General features: G+C 54.1%; 14 protein-coding genes. 11 read left to right on the forward strand and 3 right to left on the reverse strand.

Going from position 1 to position 26,424, the window contains the following annotated elements; translation table 11 throughout:
• Window positions 1-16: 16 nt before the first annotated feature.
• Window positions 17-964, forward strand: a complete 948-nt coding sequence (locus tag ACMAZB_RS04935; protein ID WP_435219639.1) for an alpha/beta hydrolase — start codon at window positions 17-19, stop codon at window positions 962-964.
• 118 nt (window positions 965-1,082) lie between these two features.
• Here ACMAZB_RS04935 and ACMAZB_RS04940 read toward each other — a convergent pair whose 3' ends face one another.
• Window positions 1,083-1,496: a Zn-ribbon domain-containing OB-fold protein gene (locus ACMAZB_RS04940; RefSeq protein ID WP_435214952.1), complete on the reverse strand. Its 414-nt coding sequence runs from the start codon at window positions 1,494-1,496 to the stop codon at window positions 1,083-1,085.
• 56 nt (window positions 1,497-1,552) lie between these two features.
• Complete coding sequence (locus tag ACMAZB_RS04945; protein WP_435219640.1) at window positions 1,553-3,040, reverse strand: aldehyde dehydrogenase family protein; 1,488 nt, start codon at window positions 3,038-3,040, stop codon at window positions 1,553-1,555.
• A gap of 109 nt (window positions 3,041-3,149) precedes the next feature.
• Here ACMAZB_RS04945 and ACMAZB_RS04950 point away from each other — a divergent pair, with 109 nt between their 5' ends.
• The 4 genes from ACMAZB_RS04950 (at window position 3,150) to ACMAZB_RS04965 (ending at window position 15,627) form a co-directional block, all read left to right on the forward strand.
• Window positions 3,150-3,341 (forward strand): ferredoxin, encoded by a 192-nt coding sequence (locus ACMAZB_RS04950; RefSeq protein ID WP_435214955.1) that lies wholly within the window; start codon window positions 3,150-3,152, stop codon window positions 3,339-3,341.
• Window positions 3,342-3,347: 6 nt separating this feature from the next.
• Window positions 3,348-4,388 carry a histone deacetylase family protein gene (locus ACMAZB_RS04955; protein WP_435219641.1) on the forward strand — a complete coding sequence of 347 codons (1,041 nt, stop codon included), beginning with the start codon at window positions 3,348-3,350 and terminating at the stop codon, window positions 4,386-4,388.
• A complete protein-coding gene (locus ACMAZB_RS04960) occupies window positions 4,381-5,244 on the forward strand; it encodes an alpha/beta fold hydrolase (RefSeq protein WP_435219642.1) in 864 nt (287 codons plus the stop codon). Before ACMAZB_RS04955 ends, ACMAZB_RS04960 begins: the two co-directional genes overlap by 8 nt.
• Before the next feature lie 714 nt (window positions 5,245-5,958).
• Entirely contained in the window at window positions 5,959-15,627 is a 9,669-nt protein-coding gene (locus ACMAZB_RS04965; protein ID WP_435219643.1) for a BspA family leucine-rich repeat surface protein, read from the forward strand.
• Window positions 15,628-16,033: 406 nt separating this feature from the next.
• Here ACMAZB_RS04965 and ACMAZB_RS04970 read toward each other — a convergent pair whose 3' ends face one another.
• Window positions 16,034-16,765: a flavin reductase family protein gene (locus ACMAZB_RS04970; RefSeq protein ID WP_435219644.1), complete on the reverse strand. Its 732-nt coding sequence runs from the start codon at window positions 16,763-16,765 to the stop codon at window positions 16,034-16,036.
• Window positions 16,766-17,175: 410 nt separating this feature from the next.
• Between ACMAZB_RS04970 and ACMAZB_RS04975 the strand changes: the two genes are divergently transcribed.
• From ACMAZB_RS04975 to ACMAZB_RS05000, 6 genes are all read left to right on the forward strand, one after another.
• Window positions 17,176-18,456 carry an inorganic phosphate transporter gene (locus ACMAZB_RS04975; protein WP_435219645.1) on the forward strand — a complete coding sequence of 427 codons (1,281 nt, stop codon included), beginning with the start codon at window positions 17,176-17,178 and terminating at the stop codon, window positions 18,454-18,456.
• 162 nt (window positions 18,457-18,618) lie between these two features.
• Window positions 18,619-19,299 (forward strand): TIGR00153 family protein, encoded by a 681-nt coding sequence (locus tag ACMAZB_RS04980; protein WP_435219646.1) that lies wholly within the window; start codon window positions 18,619-18,621, stop codon window positions 19,297-19,299.
• A 564-nt stretch (window positions 19,300-19,863) separates the two neighbouring features.
• A complete protein-coding gene (locus tag ACMAZB_RS04985; RefSeq protein WP_435219647.1) occupies window positions 19,864-21,336 on the forward strand; it encodes a porin in 1,473 nt (490 codons plus the stop codon).
• A 631-nt stretch (window positions 21,337-21,967) separates the two neighbouring features.
• Window positions 21,968-23,704, forward strand: a complete 1,737-nt coding sequence (locus ACMAZB_RS04990; protein ID WP_435219648.1) for an isocitrate/isopropylmalate family dehydrogenase — start codon at window positions 21,968-21,970, stop codon at window positions 23,702-23,704.
• Between the two features lie 136 nt (window positions 23,705-23,840).
• Window positions 23,841-25,373, forward strand: coding sequence for an N-acyl-D-amino-acid deacylase family protein (locus ACMAZB_RS04995; RefSeq protein ID WP_435219649.1), 1,533 nt, complete (start codon window positions 23,841-23,843; stop codon window positions 25,371-25,373).
• Complete coding sequence (locus ACMAZB_RS05000) at window positions 25,373-26,377, forward strand: DUF1611 domain-containing protein (RefSeq protein ID WP_435219650.1); 1,005 nt, start codon at window positions 25,373-25,375, stop codon at window positions 26,375-26,377. The genes ACMAZB_RS04995 and ACMAZB_RS05000 overlap by 1 nt, the downstream gene beginning before the upstream one ends.
• Window positions 26,378-26,424 lie beyond the last annotated feature (47 nt).

A 26,424-nucleotide genomic window follows, 5' to 3' on the forward strand; every position in this document is an offset into this window, starting at 1 on the left:
CGCGGAAACGGTCGAAATGAAGCTCAATAAAGTACACCCTGACTATCAAAGTTCGGCGCGTTGGATCCCGGCGCTGCCCTATCATTGGCCGCCTGTTCGCATGCTGGTGAACGCTTTGGTGAAGCTGATACCCCCCTTTAGGGGGGATGCACAGACCACAGTTCGTTGGGCAGTGCATGGACCATCACGTAGCAAGATATACCAGCCGGCAAGTCCGGCAAGCGATGCCGCGCTGTTGTGGATTCACGGCGGCGGTTATTTGTGCTTTAGCGCCAATACTGACGATGCTACCTGCCGTCGCCTCGTGGATGCCCTGGGTATTACCGTGGTATCGGTCGATTACCGCTCAGCGCCCCAAAGCGCCTTTCCCGCGGCGCTAGATGATTGTGTGGCTAGCTGGGAATGGCTGCAACAGCACAGTGTAGAGCTAGGTATCGATCCGCAGCGGGTCGTTGTCGCCGGTGAGAGCGCCGGTGGTGGGCTGGCCGCGACGCTGGCGCAGCGATTACTCGATGAGGGTGGCCCACCCCCCGTTGCGCAATGGCTATTGGCCCCCATGCTTGACGATCGCACCGCCACACGTGAGGACTTAACGGCGGAGCAGCATTTCGTGTGGAACAACCGCAACAACTGGGGGGGATGGCAACGGTACCTGGGACAGGATCCCGGTTTGCCCGAGGCCCCCACCCACGCTGTAGCGGCACGCCGGGAATCGCTCGCCGGCCTGCCCGAGACTTTGCTGACCATTGGCGATTTGGATTTGTTCCATGAGGAGTGCGTGACCTACGCCGAGCGACTGCAATCCGACGGGGTCGCTTGTGAGTTGTTTGTCACCGAGGGGGGGGTGCACGGTATGGAAACACTGTTGCCGGCGTCCCCGCCGGGCCGGCTGCACTGGGACGCAGTGTTCGCTTTCCTAGGACGAAAGCTGGATCTCAATCAAGATCGCAGTAACCCGAACTAGTTGGCGTTCCCGGTCATTCACAGGGTTGCAATGAATGTCAGTCCGACTCCCGAGAGCAGGGCGGCGATCATCGCAGACAAGCTTGTGTTTGAGAGTCGGTATTTGCGAGGTAAATCGCCTAGCGCAGTTGCGGTTCGAACAGAGGTAGGTAGATCTCTTCCTGTTGCTCGAAAACTACCTTTACAGACATACCTATGAATACAGCCTCCGGATCGATGTTGACGATTTCGGTGCTGAGTCGCAGGCCCGGTTGTTCGTCGAGTTCCACGGCGGCGAACACATAGGGCACGGGCAGATCTGGCACCCAGGGCATATGGTTTACCGTATAAGACACCACGGTGGCTTTGCCGGACACGGGGGTCGCGACAACGTCTCTGCTGTGGCAGGAGGGGCACATGGGCACGGGGGGGTGAACGTACCGCTGGCAGCTCTGGCACTGGTTGATCATCAGATGGCCTGACTGACCTCCAGTCCAGAAGGCCTCGGTGTGAGGCTCGATGTCGGGTAATGTTCTTGGTACGTGAATTCCCACTGTTTCACCCTTGCAAGAATGTTTGTTGCCCGTTTTCGCGGGTTTGCACGTGAGGTTCAGGCGGCCCGGAAATCGATGACCTTGATTTCCAGATACTCGTTCAGGCCTTCTTCGCCGTATTCGCGGCCGATGCCGGATCGCTTGTAGCCGCCAAAGGGTACGCTGGGATTCAACCGACCGCCACCTCCGTTGATCAGTACGCCGCCGGTGCGCAGCTGCATGGCAATGCGATAGGCCTTGCCCGGGTCTTGCGAGAACACACCGCCACTGAGGCCATATTGGGAGTCGTTGGCTATTGCAATGGCTTCCTCTTCGGTATCAAAGCCAATAACGCAGACGACCGGGCCAAAAATTTCCTCCTGGGCAATTGCAGTACTGTTACTGGGACAGTCGAAAATCGTGGGCTCAATAAAAAAGCCCTGCGCCATGCCCGTTGGTATGTTGCCGCCGTAGACCAGAGAATTGCCATCGCGCTTACCCTGTTCAATATAGGCGAGCACCCGCTCGCGCTGCGCAGCACTGATCAGTGGCCCCATGCCGGTCTCGGGGTCGGCGGGGTTGCCCAGTTTTACCTGACTTGCCATGGCCTTTAACATCTCAAGGTACTGATCCTTGATGGTGTTGTGCACCAGTTGTCGGGTTTGCAGCACGCAGCCCTGGCCGCACTGGTTGGTTAGGTGGATCAACCCGGCGAAGGCCGCCTGTTCCAGGTCGGCGTCTTCGCAGACGATCATGGCAGATTTGCCCCCCAGCTCGAGGGCAACCCGTTTAAGTGTGGCGGCTCCCTGGGCCTGAATCATCGCGCCGACTTTGTCTGATCCGGTGAAGGATATCTGGTCGACTCTCGAGTCTGTGGTCAGTTTTTCGCCCACATCGACGCCGCCAGTGACGATACTGAAAACTCCCGGGGGAATGCCCACCTCGTTTGCGATATCGCCCAGAATCATCGCCTCGAGAGGCGTGTGGGGCGCAGGCTTGAGAATAAAGGTGCAGCCAGACGCCAAAGCAGGGCCCAGTTTGGCCAGGTTTAAGAAAAACGGGTAGTTGTAGGCGGTAATGCCTACGGACACGCCTAGGGGCTCGTAGACCTTGACGGTGCTGCCCAGGGTTTCGCCCCCCGTGGCCCAGTTGGTGTGCGCCGAGACGGAGCTGGGTATGACGAATTCGCGGCGCTGAATTTGGTCGATATAGTACTGCAGGCCGTCGAGAGCCATATCGAACTGCATAATGGAGGCAACGGGAATGATGGACCCTGCTTCAGCGACGCAGAGCTGAACGATCTCATCTTTTCTGGCAATCAGGGCATCGTGGAATCGCTGCAGAATCACCGCGCGCTCACGCCACGCCATCTTCGGCCAAGGGCCATGGTCGAACGCTTCTCTGGCCGCGGTAATGGCGGCGTCGGCGTCGGCGGCCGTCGCAACCGGTACCTCGCCAATGGCTTCCTCGGTGGCAGGGTTGATTACGGTGTAGGTTTCGCTGCCTTGAGGTTTAACCCAGCTGCCACCGATGTAAAGTGACTCGTAGTCTGTTTTGAGTGGCATGGTTCTTATCCTGCGTTTGCGGCGATCTTAATCATAATTATGCTTTACATAAGTGTATAGTATAATGAGCAGATTAACGGTATTTTTTAAAGGGAGTTTGAGCCAGCTAATGAAGATTGTAGTGGATTGCGATAAATGCCAGGGGCATGCAATGTGTGCTTCTCAGGCGGCGGAAGTCTATGAGTTGGACGACACCGGCTATAACAGCATGGGCGAATTTACTGTGGTTGAGGGGCAGGAGGACGCCGCCAGACTAGGCGCATCCTGGTGTCCCGAGGGCGCTATTACCGTTATTGAGTAACGCGGTATGAAGACGATTTACAGCGAGCAGCACCGTCTGCGAGACGCTAAGACCGAGCTGCACGGGGGAGAGCTGGTGCGACCCTTCGAGAAGCCGTCAAGAGCTGAAGTCGTGCTCAGGGTGGTGCGAGAGTCGGGCCTTGGCGAAGTTTTAGGTCCTGAGTGGTTTTCCTTGGATCCGGTATTGGCAGTGCACGACGCCGACTACGTCGCGTTTCTTCAGATTGCGTGGCAGGAGTGGCAGGACGCTGGCTACGCCGGAGAGGTGATTGCCAATGTTTGGCCAGCCCGACGTATGCAATCCCGAGTGCCTCGGTGCATTGACGGTAAGGTGGGCTACTACGCCATGGCGGCGGAGACATCGATCTCCGAGGGCACCTGGGCGGCGGCGCTCGCGTCCAAGGACGTGGCGCTCACGGGTGCGAAAGCCCTGTTAAAAGGGGAGTGCGGCGTGTTTTCCCTGTGCCGCCCTCCCGGCCACCATGCTGCGTTGGATATGTATGGCGGCTATTGTTTTCTCAACAATGCGGCCATCGCGGCGCAATATCTGCGTGATCAAGGCGCTGTGCGTGTGGCCATCCTCGATATCGATTTTCATCACGGTAACGGTACTCAGGATATCTTTTATGAGCGCGATGATGTGCTGTTCTGCTCGCTGCATGGGAATCCTGAGGATGCGTTTCCGCATTTTCTCGGTTATGCCGATGAGACCGGCACTGGATTGGGGGCCGGCTTTAACCACAACTATCCTATGCCACCAGGGACGTTATTTGCGCAGTGGCAAGAGGCTCTGGTCAGTGCCCTGTCTCGAATAGTCAATTTTTCACCCCAGTATTTGGTGGTTTCCTTGGGTGTCGATGCCTTCGAAAATGACCCGATCAGTTTTTTCAAGCTGACCTCATCCGATTTTCTCACTACTGGCCAGATGATCGGCGCAATCGATATCCCCACCTTGTTCGTGATGGAGGGTGGTTATGATGTCGACGAAGTGGGGGTTAATGTGGTCAACGTCTTGAAGGGATTTCAGGTGAAGACTGAAGTTGGCTGAGCACTGGCAGAAAACAAGGTTCGAAACTGCGAGTGGTCTGACCCTTGTGGCAGATATGGCCGGGCCCGAGAACGGTCAGCCCGTTATTTTGCTACACGGGGGTGGCCAAACGCGCCATTCCTGGAGCAAGGCCCTCTCAGAATTGGCGGCTGCGGGATACAAGGTGATATCGCCTGATTTGCGAGGCCATGGAGAGAGTCAATGGTGCCCCGAGGGCCGCTATACCTTGGATGACTATATGGTCGATTTGGCGCTCATCATGGGTATCCTAGTTTCGTCGCCGATATTGGTGGGGGCCTCATTGGGTGGTGTGGTATCGCTAGTGGGTCTGGGTGAGCAGCAGTTACCCCCCGCACGGGCACTCGTGTTGGTCGACGTTGTGCCGCGCATGGAGACGCTTGGCCTGCGGGAAGTGATTGATTTTATGTCAGCTAACACGGGCGGATTTGTGTCAATTGACGCAGCGGCCCATGCGGTTGGGCAGTATTTGCCCCATCGCCCTCGGAGTTCCAGTCGAGATGGCCTGCTCAAGAACCTGAGGCAACGCAGCAACGGACGCTACTACTGGCACTGGGACCCCGCGATTCACAGTAACGCAGGCTCGCCCGATGGCATTGAAACCATGGCGCTGCGAATGGAAGCCGCCGCGAGGTTGATTGATGTGCCTACGCTGGTGATGCGGGGCGGGCGCAGCCGAGTGGTGAGTGCGGAGGGGGTGGCACACTTGGCGGAGCTGATACCCCATGCCGACTTTGTAGATATTGCCGAAGCCGGGCACATGGTTGTTGGCGATCAGAATGACGAGTTTAACGCCGTTATTCGAGAGTTCCTCGTCTCTTCATGTGGTAGTGCATGAAACCTTAAATGGCGTCCCAAGGACTGCTCATCGCAACGTAAGCGTCAAAATATAAAACCCATGGAATATTGCTCAGTTGCAATCATGTGCTTGTCCAGGTGACTTGGCCCAACTGGTTGCGACGCCACTCCGTGGGGGTAAAAACTGCCCGTATGCAGTCGCGAAATTTCAGCACGCTCGTGCCTTTGGTTTAAATTATAGAAAATTACTATTGTTTGAGAATATTTATTAACTAACGGTTGTTTAGCATTGCGTGACAAATTTAGTTAATCGGTTAACTTTTCAAGTGCTGTGCAATAGGCTCCGCTGAGCTCTATTTTAAGTAAACCACTGACCTTAAATTGTTTCAAAAGCGGGCAACGTGCATTAGGTCCGTATTTGTATCTGGCTTGGGGCATACACCATGAAACCGCGTATTTGCGGTTATCCATCTATTGGTCGGTGCTCTGCGAGCTGTTGTAGTTATATGAGTCTCAAAACATTAATTTTACGTTCTTTTGTTGGCCCACTAGTTTGCACGTTGTGGCTGGTGCTCTACGCCCCACAATGTATTAAAAAACATAATCTTTAGCATTAAGCGACAGTTTTTAACAACGCCATTAACTTTCATGCTTCAACTCACTACCCTGCGGCGACGGGATTTTAGGTCCCATGGTCGCGTTTACCTCGGCTGTAAACCGGGGTTGTTCTGTGAAAAAGGGTGTTGAAGTTTATATGGTTAATCTGATTTTTAAGTTAGCAACACTCTGCCTTTTGGCCTGCGCCTCGCTAACGTCGGCTGAAACCTTGGTGGTGGACGAAAGCAACCATAGGGGCTGGAGCTTTTTCGCAAAGCCCGCTGTCACTGCTGCGGGGGAGGCGCCGGTTACCGGCATAGCCGACTCTCTGGGTGGCTCTGCTTCGCTCAATTTTACGATGTCCGGCGCCATGGGTAATAAGCGTTATGTGAAGTTGCGCCAACAAGATTTTGCTGCTGCGGGCTTGACAGATATTACGACGCTAAGCGACCTCAAGAGCATTAGCTGGCACATTCACCACAGCGATCCTCTGACTTACCCCCAGTTTTCCGTGACCCTCAGGGCAAAGCCTAATCTTCAAATCGATGGTCAAATGTACACGTACAAAAAGTACGAGAGTCTGCACTTTGTGCGGAATAACCAGCGACTTAATCCGAGTCAATGGGACACGGTGGCCGTCGACTTCACCGGAAGAGGAGGGAAGGGATCGAAATTTCGACACAGTGGCCCGTTAGATGCCGACTCGCCGATCAACCCCAACACGCACCAAAACTACACGATTAATCAGTGGATACAACTGTATGGCGATCTCGAGATTGCTTCGATTCGTTGGGGCTACGGCAACAAAAATAACGCTTTTGAATTTACCTCGTATATTGACTACCTCGAGATTAATGGCACAACCTTTAATTTTGAGGGCGCACCTCTTCAGCCGCCAGGCCCGCCCACTGATGTGGTGGCAACGCCGGGGGACGGCCAAGTCTCCGTGGCCTTTACCGCTGCCGTGGCTAACACCTCGGCCATTACCCGTTACGAGTATCAGCTCGGCACTCAGGACGGCGCTGGGAACTGGAGCGAGGGTAATTGGACGTCGACCGGTGGCACCAGCTCCCCTATCACCATTGCCGGTCTGACCAACGGCACCGATTACCGCGTGGGCCTGCGCGCTGTCAGCAATGCGGGCGAGGGCGAGGAATCCCCTGTTGTGATTTTCGCGCCGCGAAAAGCGACCACCGCCATTGGGCTTACAGTGCAAGCGGGAAGCCCTCTAGGGTTCTCTTTGGCAGGCTTTACATCAGACTATGTGAAGGACCGCAGTGCGGTCGGTATTGCGGACGGATTGCCCGGCGGTAACGCCAGCATAAACGCTTCATTAACTGGCCAGGGAGGCGACCGGTGGGGATTGTTCCTCAAGCCCGCACAGTACAAGGCCGATGTAAAAACCGAAGAAGGCGGCGCCTACGGCGGCCGCAAGATTGACCGGCTTTCCGATCTCACCAGTCTCAGCTTCAGGGTGAACCACAGCGGTAATGGGAATTATCCCAAGCTGGGTTTTCAGATGGCGCGTAACGACAACAGTGATGATGGAAAAACCATCGCGCAATTGAATGTTGATATGAGTCAAGTGCCTCCACTCGGCGCAGGATGGAATTCGGTCAGCATTGATTTCGATGAAACACTTTTCCGCAGTGCTTATCTTTCTGAAGGGGAAAAATCCGAAGCAAAGACGCTGTCTGAGTGGATTGCCGAGTACGGCGACCGGCGGATCAATTTAGTCCGGTGGCAGACGGGATCTTCAGGCGGCAAGACCACGAACACGACTTACGTCGACCAAATCGAGGTGAACGGCGTCACCTACGATTTTGAGGGGTTGCTACCTTTGCCGCCGTCGGCCCCGACCGACCTGGTCGCAGCACCTGGCACTGAAGCTGGCATTACCTTTACGTTTACGCCGGGTGATCCCGGTGATAGTGCGATTATAGATTATCAATACAGCTTGAACGGTGATGCGGGCAGCATTGCTACTTGGACCTCACTGGGCAATCTTCCATCGCCTTACCAGTTTGTTGTCTTGTCGGGGTTGAAAAACGGACGTGAGGACACCTTGTTTTTGCGTGCTGTGAGTAATTCGGGAGTGGGTGAGAGCGCCACCGTGGCCTTTCGGCCGCGGGCCGACTTGGCCCCTATTACAATGACGGTCGACAGTACCGACGCTCGTGGATTTTATCTTTCTAGCGCTTCCTCCGACTATGTAAAAGAGCGTGACCAGGCGGGCATCCCTGATAAAAACGGGGGAAATACCAAGAGCTTAAATGCGAGCCTCTCGAAGTCCGGTGATGTTTGGCGAGCAGAAATCAAAGCTGAGGATCTTAATGCCGGGGGCCGGGTCCTCGGTAAACTCCATGATATTGAGAGTTTGAGCTACGAGGTGTGGCACGACGCGAAGGGCAACTATCCTCAGTTGAGCATTCTCATCGCTCGTTTGGACGGAGAAAGAGCGGAAGCGCTTTATTTACAAGTCAATAAACAGTCTTTGGGTTCGACGAATGCTTGGAATACCGTCACCGTAGACCCCGCGACGTCACTGTTCAAAAACAACAACCAAAACAATAGCGATGACGCCAATGCCGGCGAGACCTACACCCTCAACCAATGGATCACGTTTTATGGTGACCGGGTGGTCAAACGCATTCGGTGGGGGGGCACGCGTAGTGTACCTAGCGAGACGTATCTCGATTTTCTTGAAATCAACGGTGCAACCTATGACTTTGAAGCCGTTCCTCCCGCAGTAATTGCCCCGCCACCGTCGATACAATCTGTAACCGTCGGAGACAAGCAGGTCACGGTGAGCTTTAGCGCGGGCGATAACGCCGGTGCAACCGTATTGGCCTATGAATATCAAGTGGATGAGGGCGAATGGACCTCTACCCCTGACGGTGACAACGTGGCGCCTTTTACCATCTCCGGTTTGACCAACGGCACAACCTACACACTGACTATGCGCACCCTGAGCGCGGGCTTGGATGACGAGACGCTCGAAAGTGAGGCGTCAGATTTGGTGAGTTTTATCCCCGTAGGGCAGCCTCTGCCGCCAACAAACCTCTCGGCAGAAGTGGGCGATGAATCAGCCATTGTCGACTTTGAAAATACTAATACGGGAAATGGCGCTGAGATTACCAATTACCTTGTCAGTTTAGATGGCGGCCCGTTTGTGGCGCTGGATCCTGCTATTAGCAGCGGGCCCGTCACATTTACTGATCTTACCAACGATCAAACCTACTCGGTGGTGCTTAAAACACAGACCGGTTCTGAAGGGCAGGCTTTGTTCAGCGAGCCTTCTGACATCCTCGAGTTTACACCTGAGTCGGGCGCATCAGTCCCTGACGCACCCACCAACGTTGCACTCACCCCCGGCGATCAACAGTTGTCAGTGAGCTTCACCTCAGGAAGCGACAATGGCTCGGCGATTACTAATTATGCCTATCAAATTAATGGCGGGCGTTGGTTTGATTTAAACCCCACAAGCACAGGCAACTCATTTGTCATTGCGGGTTTAGAAAACGGCGAGACTTATAGCGTGTCAATCAGGGCGATTAATGCCGAGGGTTATGGTGCGAATTCAGACCCTAAAGCTGCAACATTGCTGCGGCCACAGTTCATTATTGTCACCGACGATGGTAAGACAATTGACCTGAACATTACGCCAGAGAGTGGCAGTAGCTGCTCTATTGCGACAGCGGAATTGGTGGAAGCACCGGCGCTGGAGGGCAATGTGAAATCGGCGTACGAGAACATGCTCGATTTCACCCTCGAAAACTGCAAGGACGAGGAGACGGTGGCCGTTGAAATCACGCTGAGTGAGGACCCGCCTGCTGAGGGCATGGCTTATAAGTATGAGTATCAAAACAGCCTGTGGAGTGCCATTGAGGGTGCCAGCATCAACGGCAGAACAATTAGCTATGACCTCATAGATAACGGCCCTCTGGACGCAGATCCCACACTTGGCAAAATCAGCGACCCTGTTGCAGTGGCCGTGCCCTCGGGTAAGCCCGAGGCGCCCTATGACCTTGTAGCGACGCCGGGTAATGGCACCGCTACTGTCGCTTTCACTGCAGGGGATGATGGTGGTAATGAGATCACCAACTACTCATATAGTACCGACGGGGTCACCTACAGTTCGCTAGACCCCAAAAAAGCTGCAAGCCCAATCGTGATTCCTGATCTGATTAATGGCAAAAGCTTCCCCATTACGCTCAAAGCGCAAAACAGCGAAGGCGATAGCCCTGCCTCGAAACGGGTAGTGGTGACGCTTTCGTCAAGCTGTGCCGACGTGTTGGATTGGTCTACTGCTGCCAGCAATGACGAGTGGGTTTGTCAGATAGATGGGCAAGAGTACGAGTACGCCGACTTTCATGTGTTAACGGTGGTCGAGGGTGACAGCACGGATATTTGTAAAAGTGGTTTGCCGATTAACGTTAACAACCAAGACAATGACGCTGTGTTCTGTCAACAATCAGCCGGTGTCGTCAGGGCAGTGTTTGATTGGGCTAACCGCAGTCACAAGCCCGATGATATGGGGGTGCGACTCAGCTGGCTGAATACGATCACTCAATTTGGCTCTAGAGCGCAGGGAAACGTCCCCTGCGGCGCGGCAGGAGAGACCGTAGCGGGGCGCTGTGCCAATCAATTAGCCGACGGTTTTAGGGCATTCGTCGATATGGCCGGTCCGGGGGGCGTTGCCATCGTTGATTTGGATATTGCGAACCTTACCAGCCTAAATGCCATGTTTGTGCGCGCAAGGGCGTTTAACGAGAACATCGGCGCTTGGGATACGAGCGCCATCACCGACATGGGCTACATGTTCAACGGTGCTAAATCGTTCAATCAAGACATCAGCGGATGGAAGACTGGCTCAGTGACAAGAATGAAGTTTATGTTCTTAAATGCCCAAAGTTTTAATCAACCCCTTACTTGGGATACGTCCAACGTCACAACAATGGCCAGCATGTTCAAAAACGCGGGGGTCTTTAACCAAGATATTTCCAACTGGAATACCGGTAACGTCACCGACATGAACGCCATGTTCAAACAAGCCAAAGCTTTTGATCAGGACCTGTCGGGTTGGAACGTTACGAAGGTAACGGACTACAGTGACTTTGACACCACTACCGACGCCTGGTGCGGCCTTGGTTTTGATAATCGTGGTCGGCCAATCGGTTTCAGTCCCACAGAGGCAGTGGGTTGTTTGAATGTTGTTTTGAAGGCCCCTGAGAGCGGCAGCGTTGGCGAGGAAATTAACTATGAGGTTCAGTATTACAACGCGTCTACCACGCCGTTTGATAATGGCGTACTGACGTTGGATATTCCCTCGGGTATTAGCATCATCGATGCAGGCGAGGGCGCTATCAATGGTTCGCAAATCACCTGGACGAATATCGAGGTGCCAGCGGGCAGCTCTGCCAATGGTGGCGGCGGTGAGCTGAAGGTGGGTGCCACGATCGGTGCCGGCGTCACTGACGGTACCAAGCTGATCGCTTCTGCGACCCTCAGTGATGGTGCTGCAACCTCGATCAACGACGTGGCGGGGACGATCGTCAGTGCCAAGTCTTTGCTGAGCGCTACGTTGAGTTTCGCGGAGACCGTGCTTCCGGGTGAGGTCATTGAATACGCCTTGTCAGTGGAAAACGTCGGGCAGAGTCCGACCGAAGGTGGTGAGATTACGCTCACGTGGGAAGGCGATGTGCCGTTTACCATTGAGGGTAACGGGGGGGCTACCTGTAACGGTACGTCGTGCCGTTGGGTGGGAGAACTGGCTCCTAACGATCCACGCTCCCAGACTGTACAAGTACGTATTGGTGTTGATGCGACCGCTAACGCGACGCTCACAGCGACGTTATCGGCGTCAGCAACCAACGAGCTTGAAACTGCTGACAGCAAGGCTTCAGCGACCACTGAGATCCTTGCGCTGCCATTGCCTAAGTTGAATGTTGACGTGGCGACGCAACCGCAAGGTGTGGTCGATGTGGGCGCGCAGTTTACGGCGTTTGTTGACCTGAGCAATACGGGCAGCGGGTCGGCAGGCTCGACGACGGTGACGTTGGATATTGGCAGCGCGACGTATGTCGGTGCGGCTGTGGGTGATGCGCCTAGCTACGACAGTAACAGTAACGCAGTGACCTGGACGGTAGACAATCTCGACACTGCTCAAGTGGAAGTGTTGTCGGTAAGGTTGCAGGCGCCGCAAGCCGAGGGTGCTGTCATTCTCAAATCGGAGGTGAGCACAACGGCGGCGGGTAATGTCATCACTGACAGTGCCTCGAGGTCACTGAGTGTGACTGGGACTGCGGTCTTGGATCTGCAGCTGAGCCTTGATCCTAAGGACCAGCTGTTGCCGGGCGATGTGCTCGATATGGCTTTCAGATTCCAAAATATCGGTAATGCGGCGGCCTTTGAGGTTGTGCTGGCCACCGATACGCCGGTCGATACCACGCTGTTGGCTTGGCCTAACTATGCGCGCTGTGGTGCGGATGACTGTTCTGAGGGCTATGTAGGAAAAATCAGCCTTGAGCTGGGTACAGTTGAGGCCAAAGAGCGTGAGACCGCGAGCCTCTCGGTGTTGGTCAATGAGACGGCTGAAGCGCAAACGCTCTCGGTATCGGGTAGCCTTACTGGCACGAATACGGTGGGAGATGCCCTGGTGCCTCAGGCGGCGGCCGCGAGCGTGTTAGTGGCGGCGATCACTGAAGACGTGTTGGCGGTAAGTCAGCGTGCTGACAGACAAACAGCGGCGCCGGGTCAGGTGGTGGTCTATGAGATCACTTACCAAAACCTATCGAGTGAGGCGGTGACGAATGTCACGCTGACCGATGTTCTGCCCACCGATACGCGGTTGCTCAATCAGACGGGCGGCACGGTGACAATCGATCCTGATACCCAAGAAACAACTTGGCAGTTAACAACCGATCTATTGGCGCCACTGGAGACCGGTAAGGTGCTCTTGCAAGTGGAAGTAGCGGGTAATGCCGTGCTCGGCACGTCACTGAATAATAGTGTGCGCTTAAGCACTGCAGACAGCGAGGTATGGGCTGACAAGGCAGAAGTTGCTGTGGTCGCCAACGCCGCGGTGCTGGAATCCTCGATCAGTAATCCGGAGGCTACGGCGCCGGGTGACTCGTTCACGTATGCCTTGCGGTTTGCGAACACAGGCACCCTTGCGGCTGGCACGACAACCTTGCAGCTGCAGGTTGAAGACGGGGTGACGGTAACAGACTGCGATGACTGCTCGAAAGCAGATGGCGGTCGTTTGAGTTGGTCCCTGAGCTCCATAGTGGCCGGCACGGATCAGACCAAGCAAATCACGGTGCTGGTGGACCCGAGTGTTGCGGTGAACTCTGAGCTTCACGCGATCTCTTACATTGGCGACACCCAAAATATCAGTGCTGGGGTCGTGGGTGTGGGTGCGAAGTTGCAGGCGCAGCAACAACGTCGCCGCGGCGGCTCGGCGAGTGTTAAGCAGGCGACATCGGCGGCTGAACGCGGTGGTCCGCTTGGGATGTCGACTATCAGGGTTGGCGAGAAAGCGTCACCGGCCTTGGGCGGTTTGAAGATGATCGTCCCCGATCAGGTGGTGGCGGGTGATCAGATTGCCGTGACGGTCAGCTTTGGTAATACGGGTGACGCGGCGGCGACCGGCGTGACGTTGACCAGCAAGGTGCCTGTTAACACGACACTCACCAGTGTCCAGGGCGGTAGCTGCAGTGCAGATCCTTGTGTTGCCGGTGAGACACTGACTTGGAACGTGGGTGAGATCGCGGCTGAAAGCACGCGGGAGGTGAGTTATATCCTTACCGCCGACAGCGATGCGGATGGCAGCGTTATTGACCACCGGGTTGTTCTCAACAGTGCAGAGTCGCGAGAGGAATCTGTCTCGGCCGAGACCGATGTTGTGGCTGAAAAGCTATCGGTCTCTATCGCAGTGAGTGATGCTGCGGGGAACGACGCAGAGGGAAGCATTGTTAGTGTGGGCGATACACTGACCTACACGTTGACGTTACTGAATGAGAGTCCCGCTGCACGCAGTGGTATCACGGTCGTGAATCAGGTTCCCGCGTTGATCGCGGCTTGCGGTCAGGCTTGCATAGTGGGCGACAGTGGCGGCGCTGCGATTGATGCTGAGGCCGGTACGCTGACGTGGTCAAACTTTACTCTTGATGCCGGCGCTGATGTGGCCCTCGATTACGAGGTCACGATTCCTTCGGGTCTGGAAAATGATACGCAGCTGGTCAATAGCGTCAGTGTGAGCACGGCTACTCGCTTTTACGACAGTGCCCAGAGCACCGTTAAGGTGGCTGCACAGGCGGAGTTGGCCTTGTCGATGACGGCGCCGGATGTGTTGCAAGACGGGGCGCAAGGTGGCGTGACGTTGAGCTATCAAAATACGGGTACGGCGGCGACAGCCGCCACCCTGCGGTACGTGTTGCCCAGCAATGCGACCATGATCGACAGCGCCAACGCCGCGGTCTCTGGGTCGGTCTATACCTGGAGTCTGGGTGATGTGGCTGTGGATGGTGTGGGAAGTCGGGAGGTCACCATTGAGGTTAGTGGGGCTGCGGACAGCCGCTTACGGCATACGGCGAGTGTGACAGGGACTGACACGAGCGACACAGCGGAGGCCACGACGGTCATTGGTTTACGTGAGGCGTTGGCGTTGTCGCTGACTGCACCGGGCTCTGTCAATACAGACGCTGGGTTTACCGCGAGTCTGACGGCGCAGAACACCGGCAATGCCGCCGCAAATGCGACGGCGCTCTCGTTAACGTTGCCGGCGGGCTTTACCGCCAGTGCTTTGGACGGCGGAACTCTTGACAGTGCCCTCGGCAATCAGGTGGTTCGCTGGAACGTTGACTTGGCCGCGGGGGCGTCGGTGACCTTGAGTCCGACAGTTACAGCGCCCAACGCTGCGGGTAATGCCACATTGCTTGCGGGTCTGACCGCTACCAGTGGCACAACACAAAGTGCGAGTGCTTCAGTACAGGTGACGATGGCGCCATCCGCGATTGTTCAGGCGGGCGCGCAGTTTAGTGTGCCTGAGGCTGAGGCGGGCGATGCGGTCACCTTAACCGCAGGTCCTGTGAACATTGGTGGTGCGGCTTCGGGGGCGATCGCTAACAGCATTACCTTAGCGGCAGGACTTTCGCCAACCGGTAATGCGGGTTTGGAGTGGAATAGCACAACGCGGGTTCTGAGCTGGGAGACGCCGAGTCTGGCAGTTCGTGGTGCTGACCTAAAGGCGATCACGCTGCAGGTGGCTGACGCTGGTGCGTTGACGGCTACGCTGACAAGCAACGATGCGTCTGGCACTGCTTCGATCGTGCGCACCTTCCCTGAGGAGGTGACGATCACACCAGAGAATCCGGACTCCAGTTGTAAGGTCTCGGGTCAGCCTGTGGTGGCGCCGGCACCTACGCCGCCTGAGGGTGTGAAGTTGGCGTTTGCTAACACGGTGGGCTTCACAGTCGTCGACTGTGATCGCAACCCAAACAGCACTTATCCCGAGACGATGGTGGTAACAATAGACGTTGAGGTGGCCATTCCCGAAGGTACCGAGCTGTACAAGGTAACCGACGCCGGTGATTGGACAGTGATTGAGGATGCGGTGATCGGGGTTCAGAGCGTGACCTACAGCATCACTGACGATGGCGATCTCGACCTGGATAAAACCCCCGGCATCCTGAGAGACCCGGTAGCGTTAGCCTACCCAGCAGGTAAGCTACCTGTAGTGCCTGTTCCACTACCATTATGGCTCTTGGGCCTGGCAGCAGGGTTGATCGGCTGGCTGGGTGTTCGACGGTTAAAAATGGCCTAAACCGTCGTAAGTCCGTTTTAAAATCGAAGTTTAGTCGAAGACTTAAGCCCCGTTACCGGGGCTTTTTTTGTGGGCCTTAGGGCGTCTTCGTTTCGTCTCAACGAGGGGCCAACCCATTGTTCCGTGTTAGGTGTAAAGGCGCTGCGTGGGCCTAGCCGGTGAGGTAGGCGTTTGCGCTGGGTCTGGGCTAGGCTCTCAGGCGGCGGTTTTGTGCGACTGAGAGGACGATAACGTCAGGCGCCGATAAAAAAGGGCCAGTGTGTAACGAGGGAAAATTACGCCCGGCAATAACTTTTTCGCGCTCCTTGTAAAACGCGCTTAAAAAGCCGCGGCATCAAATTCTTTGGAGCGCACTCATATCGATCCCGAGGCTTCAGCTTCATCATGCCCCTGTGGTAATTACAAATTATTTTGCCAATTGCTCGGCGAGGCCCGAAAGATCCATGTTGCCAATTTCCTCAGGACGCTCTTTGGTGATCTTGTGGCTCAATACGCCGTAATCCATGTAACCCATCCGTGTCAGGGGTTGCATGCCCACAGTGTCGACAAGGCCGTCTTTAATAAACGCATCGTCAATGTGTACTGCAACTACCCGTCCTAAGATCAGGCTCCAAGGAATTTCCTTCCCTGAAACATGGGGTAATTCTACCGTCTGTAAGTATTCGCATTCGAGGTGTGCATGGGCTTCGGCAACTCTGGGTGCTTTTATGCAGGTAGAGGCGACGGCAGTCACGCCGGCAAGCTCAAATTCGTTGACTGTGCTGGCTACATGGGAGGATGAGATGTTAACGGCATCAATTAAATCCACCGAGGCAAAGTTGTAAACAAACTCACCGGTTTCTTCAATGTTGTTTTGAGAGTCTTTGCGCATACCGCTGGAAAACCCCACGATCGCCGGTGACGTGGCGAGCAAATTGAAAAAGCTATAGGGGGCAAGGTTGGGTATGCCATCGGCGCTGATTGAGCTGATCCAGCCAATAGGTCGTGGTGCGACCAAAGCTTTGAGAGGGTCGTGGGGGAGTCCGTGGTCATTGGCTGCCATTTCATAATACATGCTGATGGTCTCGTAAGTTTCGTAGCGTGGAGGACGGTGAAGGGTAGCAGCAAAGCCTCGACCTGACCGTGATACATTTTTCATGCTCGGATATCAGGCCTCGTTGAACCTCTCGAATCAACAGTGGTTAGTCTCGAGACAATAGGTCTAGTCGGTACCAAGATTGACATGGCTTGAGCCGGAGAAAGTCAGACGCAGCTCAACGCAGCTAATATCGTTGTTTACCCGTTGTGCGCAGGGCGCGCATAGCGGTATGAGACGGTTTCAATCACGTGTGGAAGTGAGCGTACATAGAGTCATAAATGACGCTTTGTGACGGTGTTATTTGTGGGGGTTTTTTCTGAAAGTCACGCAAAAAATCAATAAAATCGTTATAAATCAGAAGTTTAAAAAATATTGAATTATTTTTCACGTGAGCCAATTTGTCATCTGACTGTAACATTTCTACCGCTATACTGCGCGTCAACACAGTGTCCATACAGGGATCTTAGATCGTGGAAATCATTGCTTCTCATGGTGTTGTACTGCTGGCATTAGCGTGTGCCTTTGGCTTGTTTATGGCTTGGGGGATTGGCGCGAACGACGTCGCTAATGCCATGGGGACTTCAGTGGGTGCCGGTGCTCTCACACTCAAGCAAGCGATTCTAGTGGCGGCAATCTTTGAGTTTCTGGGGGCCTATCTCGCGGGAGGCGAGGTGACCTCTACAATCCGCAAAGGTATTGTTGATCCCTCGTTGTTGGCCGATACACCCGAACTTCTGGTGTATGGCATGTTGGCCTCATTGCTGGCTGCTGCGACCTGGCTGGCGATTGCCAGTATGCGGGGTTGGCCGGTGTCAACGACGCACTCTATCGTGGGCGCCATCGTCGGGTTCGCCGCGGTGGGAATTTCAGTGGATGCGGTTGCCTGGGGCAAGGTCGGCGCTATCGCCGCGAGCTGGGTTGTTTCGCCCCTGCTCTCGGGCACTATCGCGTTTTTGCTCTTCATGTCGGTGAAGCACTTTATTCTTGATCATGAAGATACCTTCGCCCGTGCTAGAAAGTATGTGCCCGTGTACATGTGGCTCGTTGGCTTTATGATCAGCATGGTGACCTTGCTGAAGGGGCTCAAGCATATTGGTGTCGAGGTCGACTTGGGTATGGATTCGAAGTTTGCCAATGCCATGGTGCTCTCGATTTTCACCGGGGCAGCGGTAGCACTGATGGGCGCTTTTTTGCTGCGTCGTATCAAATCGGATTCCGGCGATATCAACAGCGCGGCAAACGTTGAGCGTGTGTTTGGAATCCTCATGATCTTTACCGCCTGTGCAATGGCCTTTGCTCACGGCTCAAATGACGTGGCCAACGCGGTAGGGCCTTTGGCGGCCGTGGTCAGCACGATCCAATCAGGGGGTCAGGTGGTGGCTAAATCGGGTTTGCCCTGGTGGGTTCTCGGTGTTGGCGCGCTGGGTATCGTTGTGGGTTTAGGCACCTACGGTTGGCGAGTAATACAAACCATAGGACGTAAAATTACGGAATTGACGCCCAGTCGTGGCTTCGCTGCGGAATTGGCAGCGGCGACGACGGTAGTGTTGGCATCGGCCACGGGGCTCCCCATTTCTACAACCCATACGTTGGTGGGTGCAGTACTCGGTGTGGGTTTAGCGCGGGGCGTAGAGGCACTTCACTTGCCCACTATTGGCGCGATCGTCACCTCGTGGGTGGTAACGCTGCCGGCGGGAGCAACATTATCCGTGATATTCTTCTTTATCTTGCGCGCGGCCTTTGGCGGCTGATGGAAGCTATGAGCTTGGCGAATGGCCGACCGGTCGCCCGAAAAAGTGTGCAACAAATGTCTAGGCGTCAGCTTGATAAGGCGCTGCCGCAGCACTTATATCGCGCAGTGCAGCTGGGCATCATTGGTCAATTAATGTTTTATAAATTTGAGGGGCAACATCATGGAAGTTAGGTCTGCGATATCTGAAGTGATTAGCAGTTCACCACTGGCCATGCTGGATGAGCATGTCAAAGCTTGTGCGAAATGTGTCGCTAAATTACCCGATTACTTTGACGCTGCTCAGGCAGGAAAGTGGACAAAGGCGGCAAAAGTGCAGGCAGAGATTGTTGACCTTGAGGGAATTGCTGATGACCTCAAGCGCAACGTTCGTCGCAACATGCCTCGAGGTATATGGATGTCGGTGTCGCGCTCTGACCTTCTCGAATTAGTACGAATGCAGGACACGATGGCCAATCACACGAAAGATGTGGTCGGCCTATCTCTTGGCAGAGAGCTCGCGTTTCCCGCGCCATTGGAGAAGTCTTTAGCCAAGTACATTAAGACCATTGTCGACTGTGTGGGTTTGGGGGTTGAGGTCGTCACTGCCACGCGAGAGTTGTCGCGAACCGCGTTTGGTGCCCGTCAAGTGAAGGTCATAATGACCAAATCGCTGGCCGTGGAGAAGCTAGAGCGTAAGTCTGACGAGATGCAAACAAAGCTCCGCTCCAAGCTGAAAGCTCATGAAGAAACAGTGTCGCCCGTCGATGCGATTTTTCTCTACCAGCTACTTTCTCAAATTGGGGAAATCGCCAATAGCGCAGAAAAAGTCGCGCACCGCGCACAAATTATTGCCAACAGCTAGCAGCGTCTAGACAGTGAAGGCTTGGCTCGTGAGTTCCACTCCCGGGCCTTTTTTTTGCGCGTAATCTGGCGCGAACCCTTCACGTTTGCACTATGAGTTGGCTGCTAGATACAAAGTTCTAGATGTAGAGCTCAATAAACAACGCGGCGCAGCACGCAGCACGGGAGCAATGACCGCCTGTGCACTGAGACTCACTGATAATCTCCACTTTATTTTTTTGACGCTCTGCCATTTGGCTGGTTATGTCCTCGTAAATTAGCTGTCCCGTTGGATTATCGTGTTGGCGATTGGCGAACGGGAGCGCTGCCTAATATATGTTGCGTCCCGTCTGGGCTGGCTAATCACAAGAATTGGTTATTCACCCAAAGCCCGATATTGCTAGAACTTAAGTGCAGTGAGCGGCGGCATAGGCGCCCTTAAGCAGTGCAAATCAGGTCTTGGCAGGCAGGTATAAAAGGTAACTTTCCCAGATATTTTCCAGAAAAAGTGAAAAGTTTTCGCGCTGTAATATTAATGCAACAAACTTGTCATATTTTGCGGCAAACATTGATGAGGAAGTGTCCAATGACTTTTCAACAACAAGTGGTAAAGACGTTTGCGCCAATGCTGTTTGTGTCGGTTCTTGGTGCGCAAGGCGCGCAGGCCGCGGACAGAGAATTACTGGAAATACTTCTTCAAAATAACGTAATAACTCAAGAACAGTTTGACCGATTAGTCGACAAGGAGTCTTTGACCACGGCAGACATTCTAGCTCCTGCACCTGAGTCCGTGGTGGTCGTGCGCGAAGAAGAGCTGGAAGTCGATGTTTCCTTGGATGAAAACATTCAGATGGCTATTGATGAGGCAGTTGCCAGTGCTGTCTCTGATGAATCACCGATCAAAGCTAGCTACGGATCAAAGGGGTTTCAACTCGCGACTCGTGATGGAAACTTTGCGACTAACTTGCAATGGCGAGCCCAGTTTCGCTATAGCAACCCCTTTGGTTCTGATCCGCGTCAGGTGAAGAATTTTAACGCAGACAGTACGTCTAGCTTTGAGCAACGACGTCTGCGCATGAAGATTGGCGGCCACGGCTTTCAGCCATGGATTAAGTACTACTTCGAGGTTGACCTTCAGCCCGCTCGAGACGTCGATGCTGATGCCATTTCTTCCGGAGCACGTGTCATCGATTGGCGTGTCGATTTGGCGAAGTGGGATTGGGGCGGTATTCGTATGGGCCAATGGAAGGTCGACTTTAACCGTGAGAGGGTGGACTCCTCGGGACGTCAACAATTTGTAGAGCGGTCAATCGTGAACCGTATTTTCACCGTAGATCGCCAAGTGGGTGTTCAGCTTCGTGGGCGCTTATTTGAGGGAAGTGGCGCTGACCTTAATTACTATGCTGGCGTTTTCAATGGAGAGGGTCGCAGCGTTAAAAACAGTTCTGACGAACACCTCTACGTTGGTCGGTTGCAATGGAATTTTCTGGGGCGTCAGTTGAAGACGCGTCAAACCGACGTCGAGTTTACAGAGCTCCCCACAGGCTCATTCGCGGTCGCGGGACTGACCAACGAGGGGCCTTGCACACGTTGGTCATCATCGGGCTGTGGCAACCTAGACGGCTTTGCCAAACCCGTTGCTGCGCAAGACGATCAATTTAAAATCGAGCAGGGCCTGCAGGAATTTGCCTTTAAGTACCGAGGGTTTTCGGTTCAGCAGGAATGGCATCGCAAGTTTATTACAGATCGTGTCGAAGGAACCGAGAGCGACCTGACGGGTGCCTATTTTCAAGCGGGATACTTTTTCCACAACTGGATTGATACGATACCCGCGCCACTGGAATTCGCGGCTCGATATGCTTACGTCAAAGAGCCAAACAAAGCTGATCGCATGCTCTACAACGAGCGAGAGGAATTTACTCTGGGCGCGAACTGGTTTTTCAATGGCCACAGGAATAAGTTGACCTTTGATTTCTCGCACCTGACTCTAGACGACACATTGCTGATGCAAAAAGAGTCGGAGAACAGAGTCCGTTTGCAGTGGGACGTTTCTTTCTAAGGCGCCTGATAGGCTGGGGGCGCTCTTGCAGCCCCCGGTAGATCCACTCTCGGGGAACGCGTGCCAAAGCATAAGTGCTTTCGCAAAGTGAAGTAGGCCATTCTTGCCAAGACATGGTTTGTGTTGTGGGGCTTTCTAGATAGCCCGGTAGATTCACCCACAGAAAACGCGTACCTAAAGCTCACGCGTCCTCGTGCATAAGCGCTCTCGTCAATGTGCTGCTATACGTCCCAGTTTAGTTTTAAGCGGGAGCTTCTTAGCGGCACAGTTTCAAGGGCATCGCGTCACTCTCCTTATTTCAGGTGTATCTCGGTACTTTTTCCGGATTATTTCGGTGGGGGCTTAGATGCGTACTTGGGGTTTAAAACTGAGGTTGTTTGACGGTCTTAACGAATGCGGTGTGATTGGCCGCGGGGCTTTTTCTGGTGTCGTATTAGGCAGACGGCTAGGCTTCAGTGCTTGTGGGAATGTCGACCCTATCAGAGACCTAGAATGATGAGTGGCACGTCTTAAAGTGAGTCTCGGGGCTATCTAGCGCATGTAAGCCGCATTTTTTCCACACTTTACAATGTCTCAACGGGATGAATCAGGGTACCTTTCCCCCCCTAAATTTTTATTACGGGAGTGCTGCGTGAGCGCCAAAATTAAAGTCGAAAAGCCCTTGGTGGTTTTGCACGGTGACGAGATGGCGCAAATTGCCTTCGAGCGCATTTTGGAGCGGTTCGTGCGCACCCGTCTCGCTATCGATTTGATCGAGGTCGATTTGTCTGCTGAAGAGCGGTTTACCAGCAACGGGCAAGTGGTCGTAGAGGCGATTGAGGCGCTGAAGACGCACGGTGTGGGTATAAAAAATGCGGGAATGACAGTAAACCGCGCCCAGCTCGATGCGCTGCTCGAACGTCACCCCGCTGTCAACGAAAGTGCACTCGATAAGCTCGCGACCAAATCACCCAACGGAGCCATTCGAAAAGGTATCAGTGGCAACATCACCCGCGAAGATATTGAATTTAGAAATTTAAAGAGTGTGCGTCCGCAATGGATCGATCGAGATATTGAGGTCGATACCATGGATACCGGTGGCTTGGACTTCAGTTACAGCGAGCTGTCAGAGGCAACTGGCGTCGCCAAGGTGATCTTCGTGGGCGCCAGTGGCGATCCGGTGGAAGTTCACAGGCGCAGTCTGAAAAAGGGTGACCCCTGGATGCTGGCAACGAACGCCATTGAAGAAGTACAAGCTTGGGCCCACCACTTTTTTCAGCGTGCTATTGCTGAGAGTCGTGATATTTATCTGGGCCTCAAAGATACCGTGGTCCCGGGTTATGACGGTGTTATGCGTGCCGCTATCGAAGATATTTATGAGCGCGACTATAAAGAAAAAGTGGCGGCTGCCGGTCTGTCTTATTTTTATGAGCTGATCGATGCCCAGGCTGCACGTATCATTTCTAACCCGCCTGAACGCGCTCTGTGGGGCGTGCCCGACAACGTCAGCGGTATGAAGCTATATAAGCTGGTTCAGCAGTTAAAGCGCTATGGTCTACCCGAGCGCAAAGCCCACGTATCGATTTCACGAATGAGTGCTGGTGGCGGCGATCAGTATGGTAGCTACAACATGCCAGCACCGGAAGATGGCGTGATTAAAGTTTTGGTTGATGGTGTGGAGAAGCACGCACGGACGGTTAAGGCTAGTGATCCTATTTTATTTATGTCGAATGATCGCGAGGCCATTAAAGATTGGGTGGAGCAAGTTTTTCTCGACTCGGCAGTTAACAAGAAAGAAATTTACTTTGGCTTGAAGCGAGAGTTCGTGCAATACGACGAGGTCTACAGCTCAATCATTTTAGAGTTACGCCAAGAGCTGGCGGCTCTTGATACGCCCCCACCGTCCTTCATGATTATGCGACCGTCACGGCAGTTGAGCAAAATGATTTGCGACCCGCCACGTTGGGGACTGTATCCCGCACAAAACCTTGATGGCGATATTTTCTCTGATATTTCTGCAGCACTCGGTGGCAGCCTCGCCACGGCGAGCTCCATTATTATCAGTAAAGATGGCACCAAGCTGTTTGAAGCGCCTCACGGTACAGCTCATGATCTTTATCTACGCTACCTTGAAACCGATGGCAAAGAGGCCAACTTCAATTCCTCAGCGCTGATTTTTGCCGTTGCTAACGCTCTTGAGGAGCTGGCAGGACGAGAAAATAACGAGGCACTAAATGCCTATGCGAGCAGCTTAAAATCTGCCCTCATTGAAACGGTATCGCAGGGGACTATTACGGGTGACCTAAAGGGCAAAACCCTCAGTCCAGAAACTGAAACTGTGGTCGATATGATTGGGTTTCTCGATGCTGTGGAGGCCAATCTAAAGTAGGCCTGAATTGTTTGCACTAGTTAGGGCTCGTTAGGGCAGAGGTAGACCTGCGCAAACCAGGCCTGTACCTTCCGTACGTATCACGAGCAGGCGAAGCGGCACCGTTTTGCAGCCGCGGGAGAAACAGGAGGGCACTATGGGGCAGCGAAGGGAGCTTTTCTTCAGACTTCTAGTGTCATTGGGTTTGTGCCTTGGGGCACCGATTCCAACCCTAGCCGACACGCTTATCGTCAATGCGCTGGTGCTTGATGGTACGGGCAGTCCGGGCCAGCGAGGCAGTATTCGAATCATTGGCGACCAAATTTCGGACGTGGGGAATTTGACGGCGCGCGCTACCGATACCCTAGTTGATGCTCAAGGCCTTGTGCTGAGCCCCGGGTTTATCGATACCCACAGCCACGCGGACGAGCACTTACTGACTCAGCGCAATGCTGCACCTAAAATCACGCAAGGCATTACCACGGTTATAGTTGGTCAAGATGGTAGTTCGCCCTATCCACTGAAGGATTTTTTTCAGGCCTTGGAGCAGACTCCCGCCAAGATCAATGTGGCGGCTTATGTGGGCCACAATACTTTGCGCGATGCCGTAATGGGTAAAGGCAACCGGGAGGAAGCGAGCCCATTACAGATGCAGTCGATGGCAAGCTTGCTGGGATCGGAGCTGAACTCAGGGGCTATTGGCCTTTCGACAGGTCTGGAATACGAGCCCGGTATTTACAGTTCCCGAGCCGAAGTTTTATTGCTGGCACAGCAGACCGCTCAGCGGGGCGGTCGCTACATTAGTCATTTGCGTAGTGAAGATCGTTGGTTCGAAGACAGTATCGAAGAGATTATTGAGATAGGGCGTGTTACCGGTATGCCGGTGCAAATCTCTCACATTAAGCTTGCGATGAAGCGCCTTTGGGGAAGCGCCCCTGCGTTGCTTAAACAATTAGATGCCGCCCGCGCTGAGGGCGTTGATATTACCGCAGATATTTACCCGTATATCTTTTGGCAGTCGCACATGATGGTGTTGTTGCCTGAACGAGATCCACTCGATATGCCAGCTATTGATCTGGTTATGCGAGAGCTTGCACCCCCTGAAGGGATTATTTTCACGCATTTCCCCGCCGAACCCAGCTATGTGGGTAGAACCCTTATCGAGATTGCAGGTTTGCGTGATGAAACTCCGGGGGAGGCCTTTTCTCAGTTGGCGCAGCAGTCGATAGCTTATGAAGAGAAAACCGGCCAACCTGGGGACAGCATGATTGGTACCAGCATGGACGAGAGCGATCTGCGGGACCTTATGGCTTGGCCTCATACCAACATCTGTACTGATGGTGGTTTACAAGACCGTCATCCCCGGGGCGCCGGTAGTTTTCCTCGGGTGCTCGGTCATTACGCGCGAGATGCCGAACTTTTTTCCCTAGAGAGCGCCGTACAGAAAATGACTGCTTTGCCCGCACAACATTTAGGGATGAAAAACCGAGGCGTGATCAGGCCTGGTTACAAAGCTGATTTGGTGCTGTTTGACCCCGCAACTGTCATCGATCGTGCGACGACATCGGAACCTTTTTTAGCCGCGGTGGGTATTAGCGATGTTTGGGTCAATGGGACGCGGGTTATGGAAAACGGGCGCCAGACTGAGGCTTATCCGGGTCGCGTTATTCGTCGAATGAGTACCCCTTAATGCCCCTCGACTTGCCCGCGCCTCACTTACTTTTCTTGGGTGATATCACCAACCCACTGGATGCCAAGACTGCCGTTGGGCTTCGTGATTGGCGACCAGAGCAGTGTGTGGGCCAGTGGCGTCTCCCCGGTTGCACCGTCGATCTTGGTTTGCCTGATATGACCCCGGATGCCGCGGTGGCGGCAGGGGCGAAAAGTGTCCTCATTGGTGTTGCGCCTTTGGGCGGTGCCCTGGCGCCCGCCTGGATTTCTTCACTGGTCGATGCGCTAGACAGTGGGCTGAGTATTGTTAGCGGGTTGCATCAAAACTTACAGGAGCTACCGGCACTGTCTCAGGCGGCTCACGCAGCGCAACAGCAACTTATCGATGTGCGGGTTGCCCCTGACAATATTCCTATTGCCAGCGGCCAACGTCGAACAGGTAAACGTTTGCTGACGGTGGGTACAGACTGCTGTGTGGGGAAAAAATATACGGCCCTTGCGTTTGCTCGAGAGCTTAAAAATCAAAGCTTCTCCGCTACATTTCGTGCAACTGGGCAAACCGGCATTATGATCGCTGGTGGGGGCATCCCAATGGATGCGGTGGTCTCAGATTTTATTGCTGGGGCTGCAGAGTGCTTAAGCCCTGACGCGGCCGAGGCGCATTGGGATGTTATAGAGGGGCAGGGCTCATTGTTTCATCCGGCTTATGCTGCGGTAACGTTGGGCCTGCTCCATGGCAGTCAGCCTGATGCGTTGCTGCTGTGTCACGATGCGGGTCGGACGGCGATTGATGAATATGAAGCCTTCGAAATTCCTGATTTAAAAACCTGTATTACCCGGTATGAGGAGGCTGCATCGCTAACGAATAAACTGGCGCGGGTGGTGGGTGTGAGTCTCAATACATCAACACTCACTGCAGAGGAGGCGAAGCGGGTGTGTGCCGAGGTCTCTGAACAAACAGGATTACCCTGTTTGGATCCGATGCGAAACGATTTGGCACCCTGGGTAGCGGTTCTAACCTGATGGATGGCCTGTGATGCAGGGGCTTAGGCTGAATTTTAATTGCGTCA

The sequence above is a fragment of the Luminiphilus sp. nBUS_07 genome (assembly GCF_051201685.1).
Lineage (GTDB): Bacteria > Pseudomonadota > Gammaproteobacteria > Pseudomonadales > Halieaceae > Luminiphilus.

Excerpts from the sequence above, each read along its gene's own strand:
- ACMAZB_RS05000 (WP_435219650.1), top strand. The coding sequence starts at position 25,373 with ATGCCCCTCGACTTGCCCGCGCCTCACTTACTTTTCTTGGGTGATATC.
- ACMAZB_RS04945 (WP_435219640.1), bottom strand. The coding sequence starts at position 3,040 with ATGCCACTCAAAACAGACTACGAGTCACTTTACATCGGTGGCAGCTGG.
- ACMAZB_RS04970 (WP_435219644.1), bottom strand. The coding sequence starts at position 16,765 with ATGAAAAATGTATCACGGTCAGGTCGAGGCTTTGCTGCTACCCTTCAC.
- ACMAZB_RS04985 (WP_435219647.1), top strand. The coding sequence starts at position 19,864 with ATGACTTTTCAACAACAAGTGGTAAAGACGTTTGCGCCAATGCTGTTT.
- ACMAZB_RS04955 (WP_435219641.1), top strand. The coding sequence starts at position 3,348 with ATGAAGACGATTTACAGCGAGCAGCACCGTCTGCGAGACGCTAAGACC.
- ACMAZB_RS04965 (WP_435219643.1), top strand. The coding sequence starts at position 5,959 with ATGGTTAATCTGATTTTTAAGTTAGCAACACTCTGCCTTTTGGCCTGC.
- ACMAZB_RS04995 (WP_435219649.1), top strand. The coding sequence starts at position 23,841 with ATGGGGCAGCGAAGGGAGCTTTTCTTCAGACTTCTAGTGTCATTGGGT.
- ACMAZB_RS04980 (WP_435219646.1), top strand. The coding sequence starts at position 18,619 with ATGGAAGTTAGGTCTGCGATATCTGAAGTGATTAGCAGTTCACCACTG.
- ACMAZB_RS04935 (WP_435219639.1), top strand. The coding sequence starts at position 17 with ATGAAGCTCAATAAAGTACACCCTGACTATCAAAGTTCGGCGCGTTGG.
- ACMAZB_RS04950 (WP_435214955.1), top strand. The coding sequence starts at position 3,150 with ATGAAGATTGTAGTGGATTGCGATAAATGCCAGGGGCATGCAATGTGT.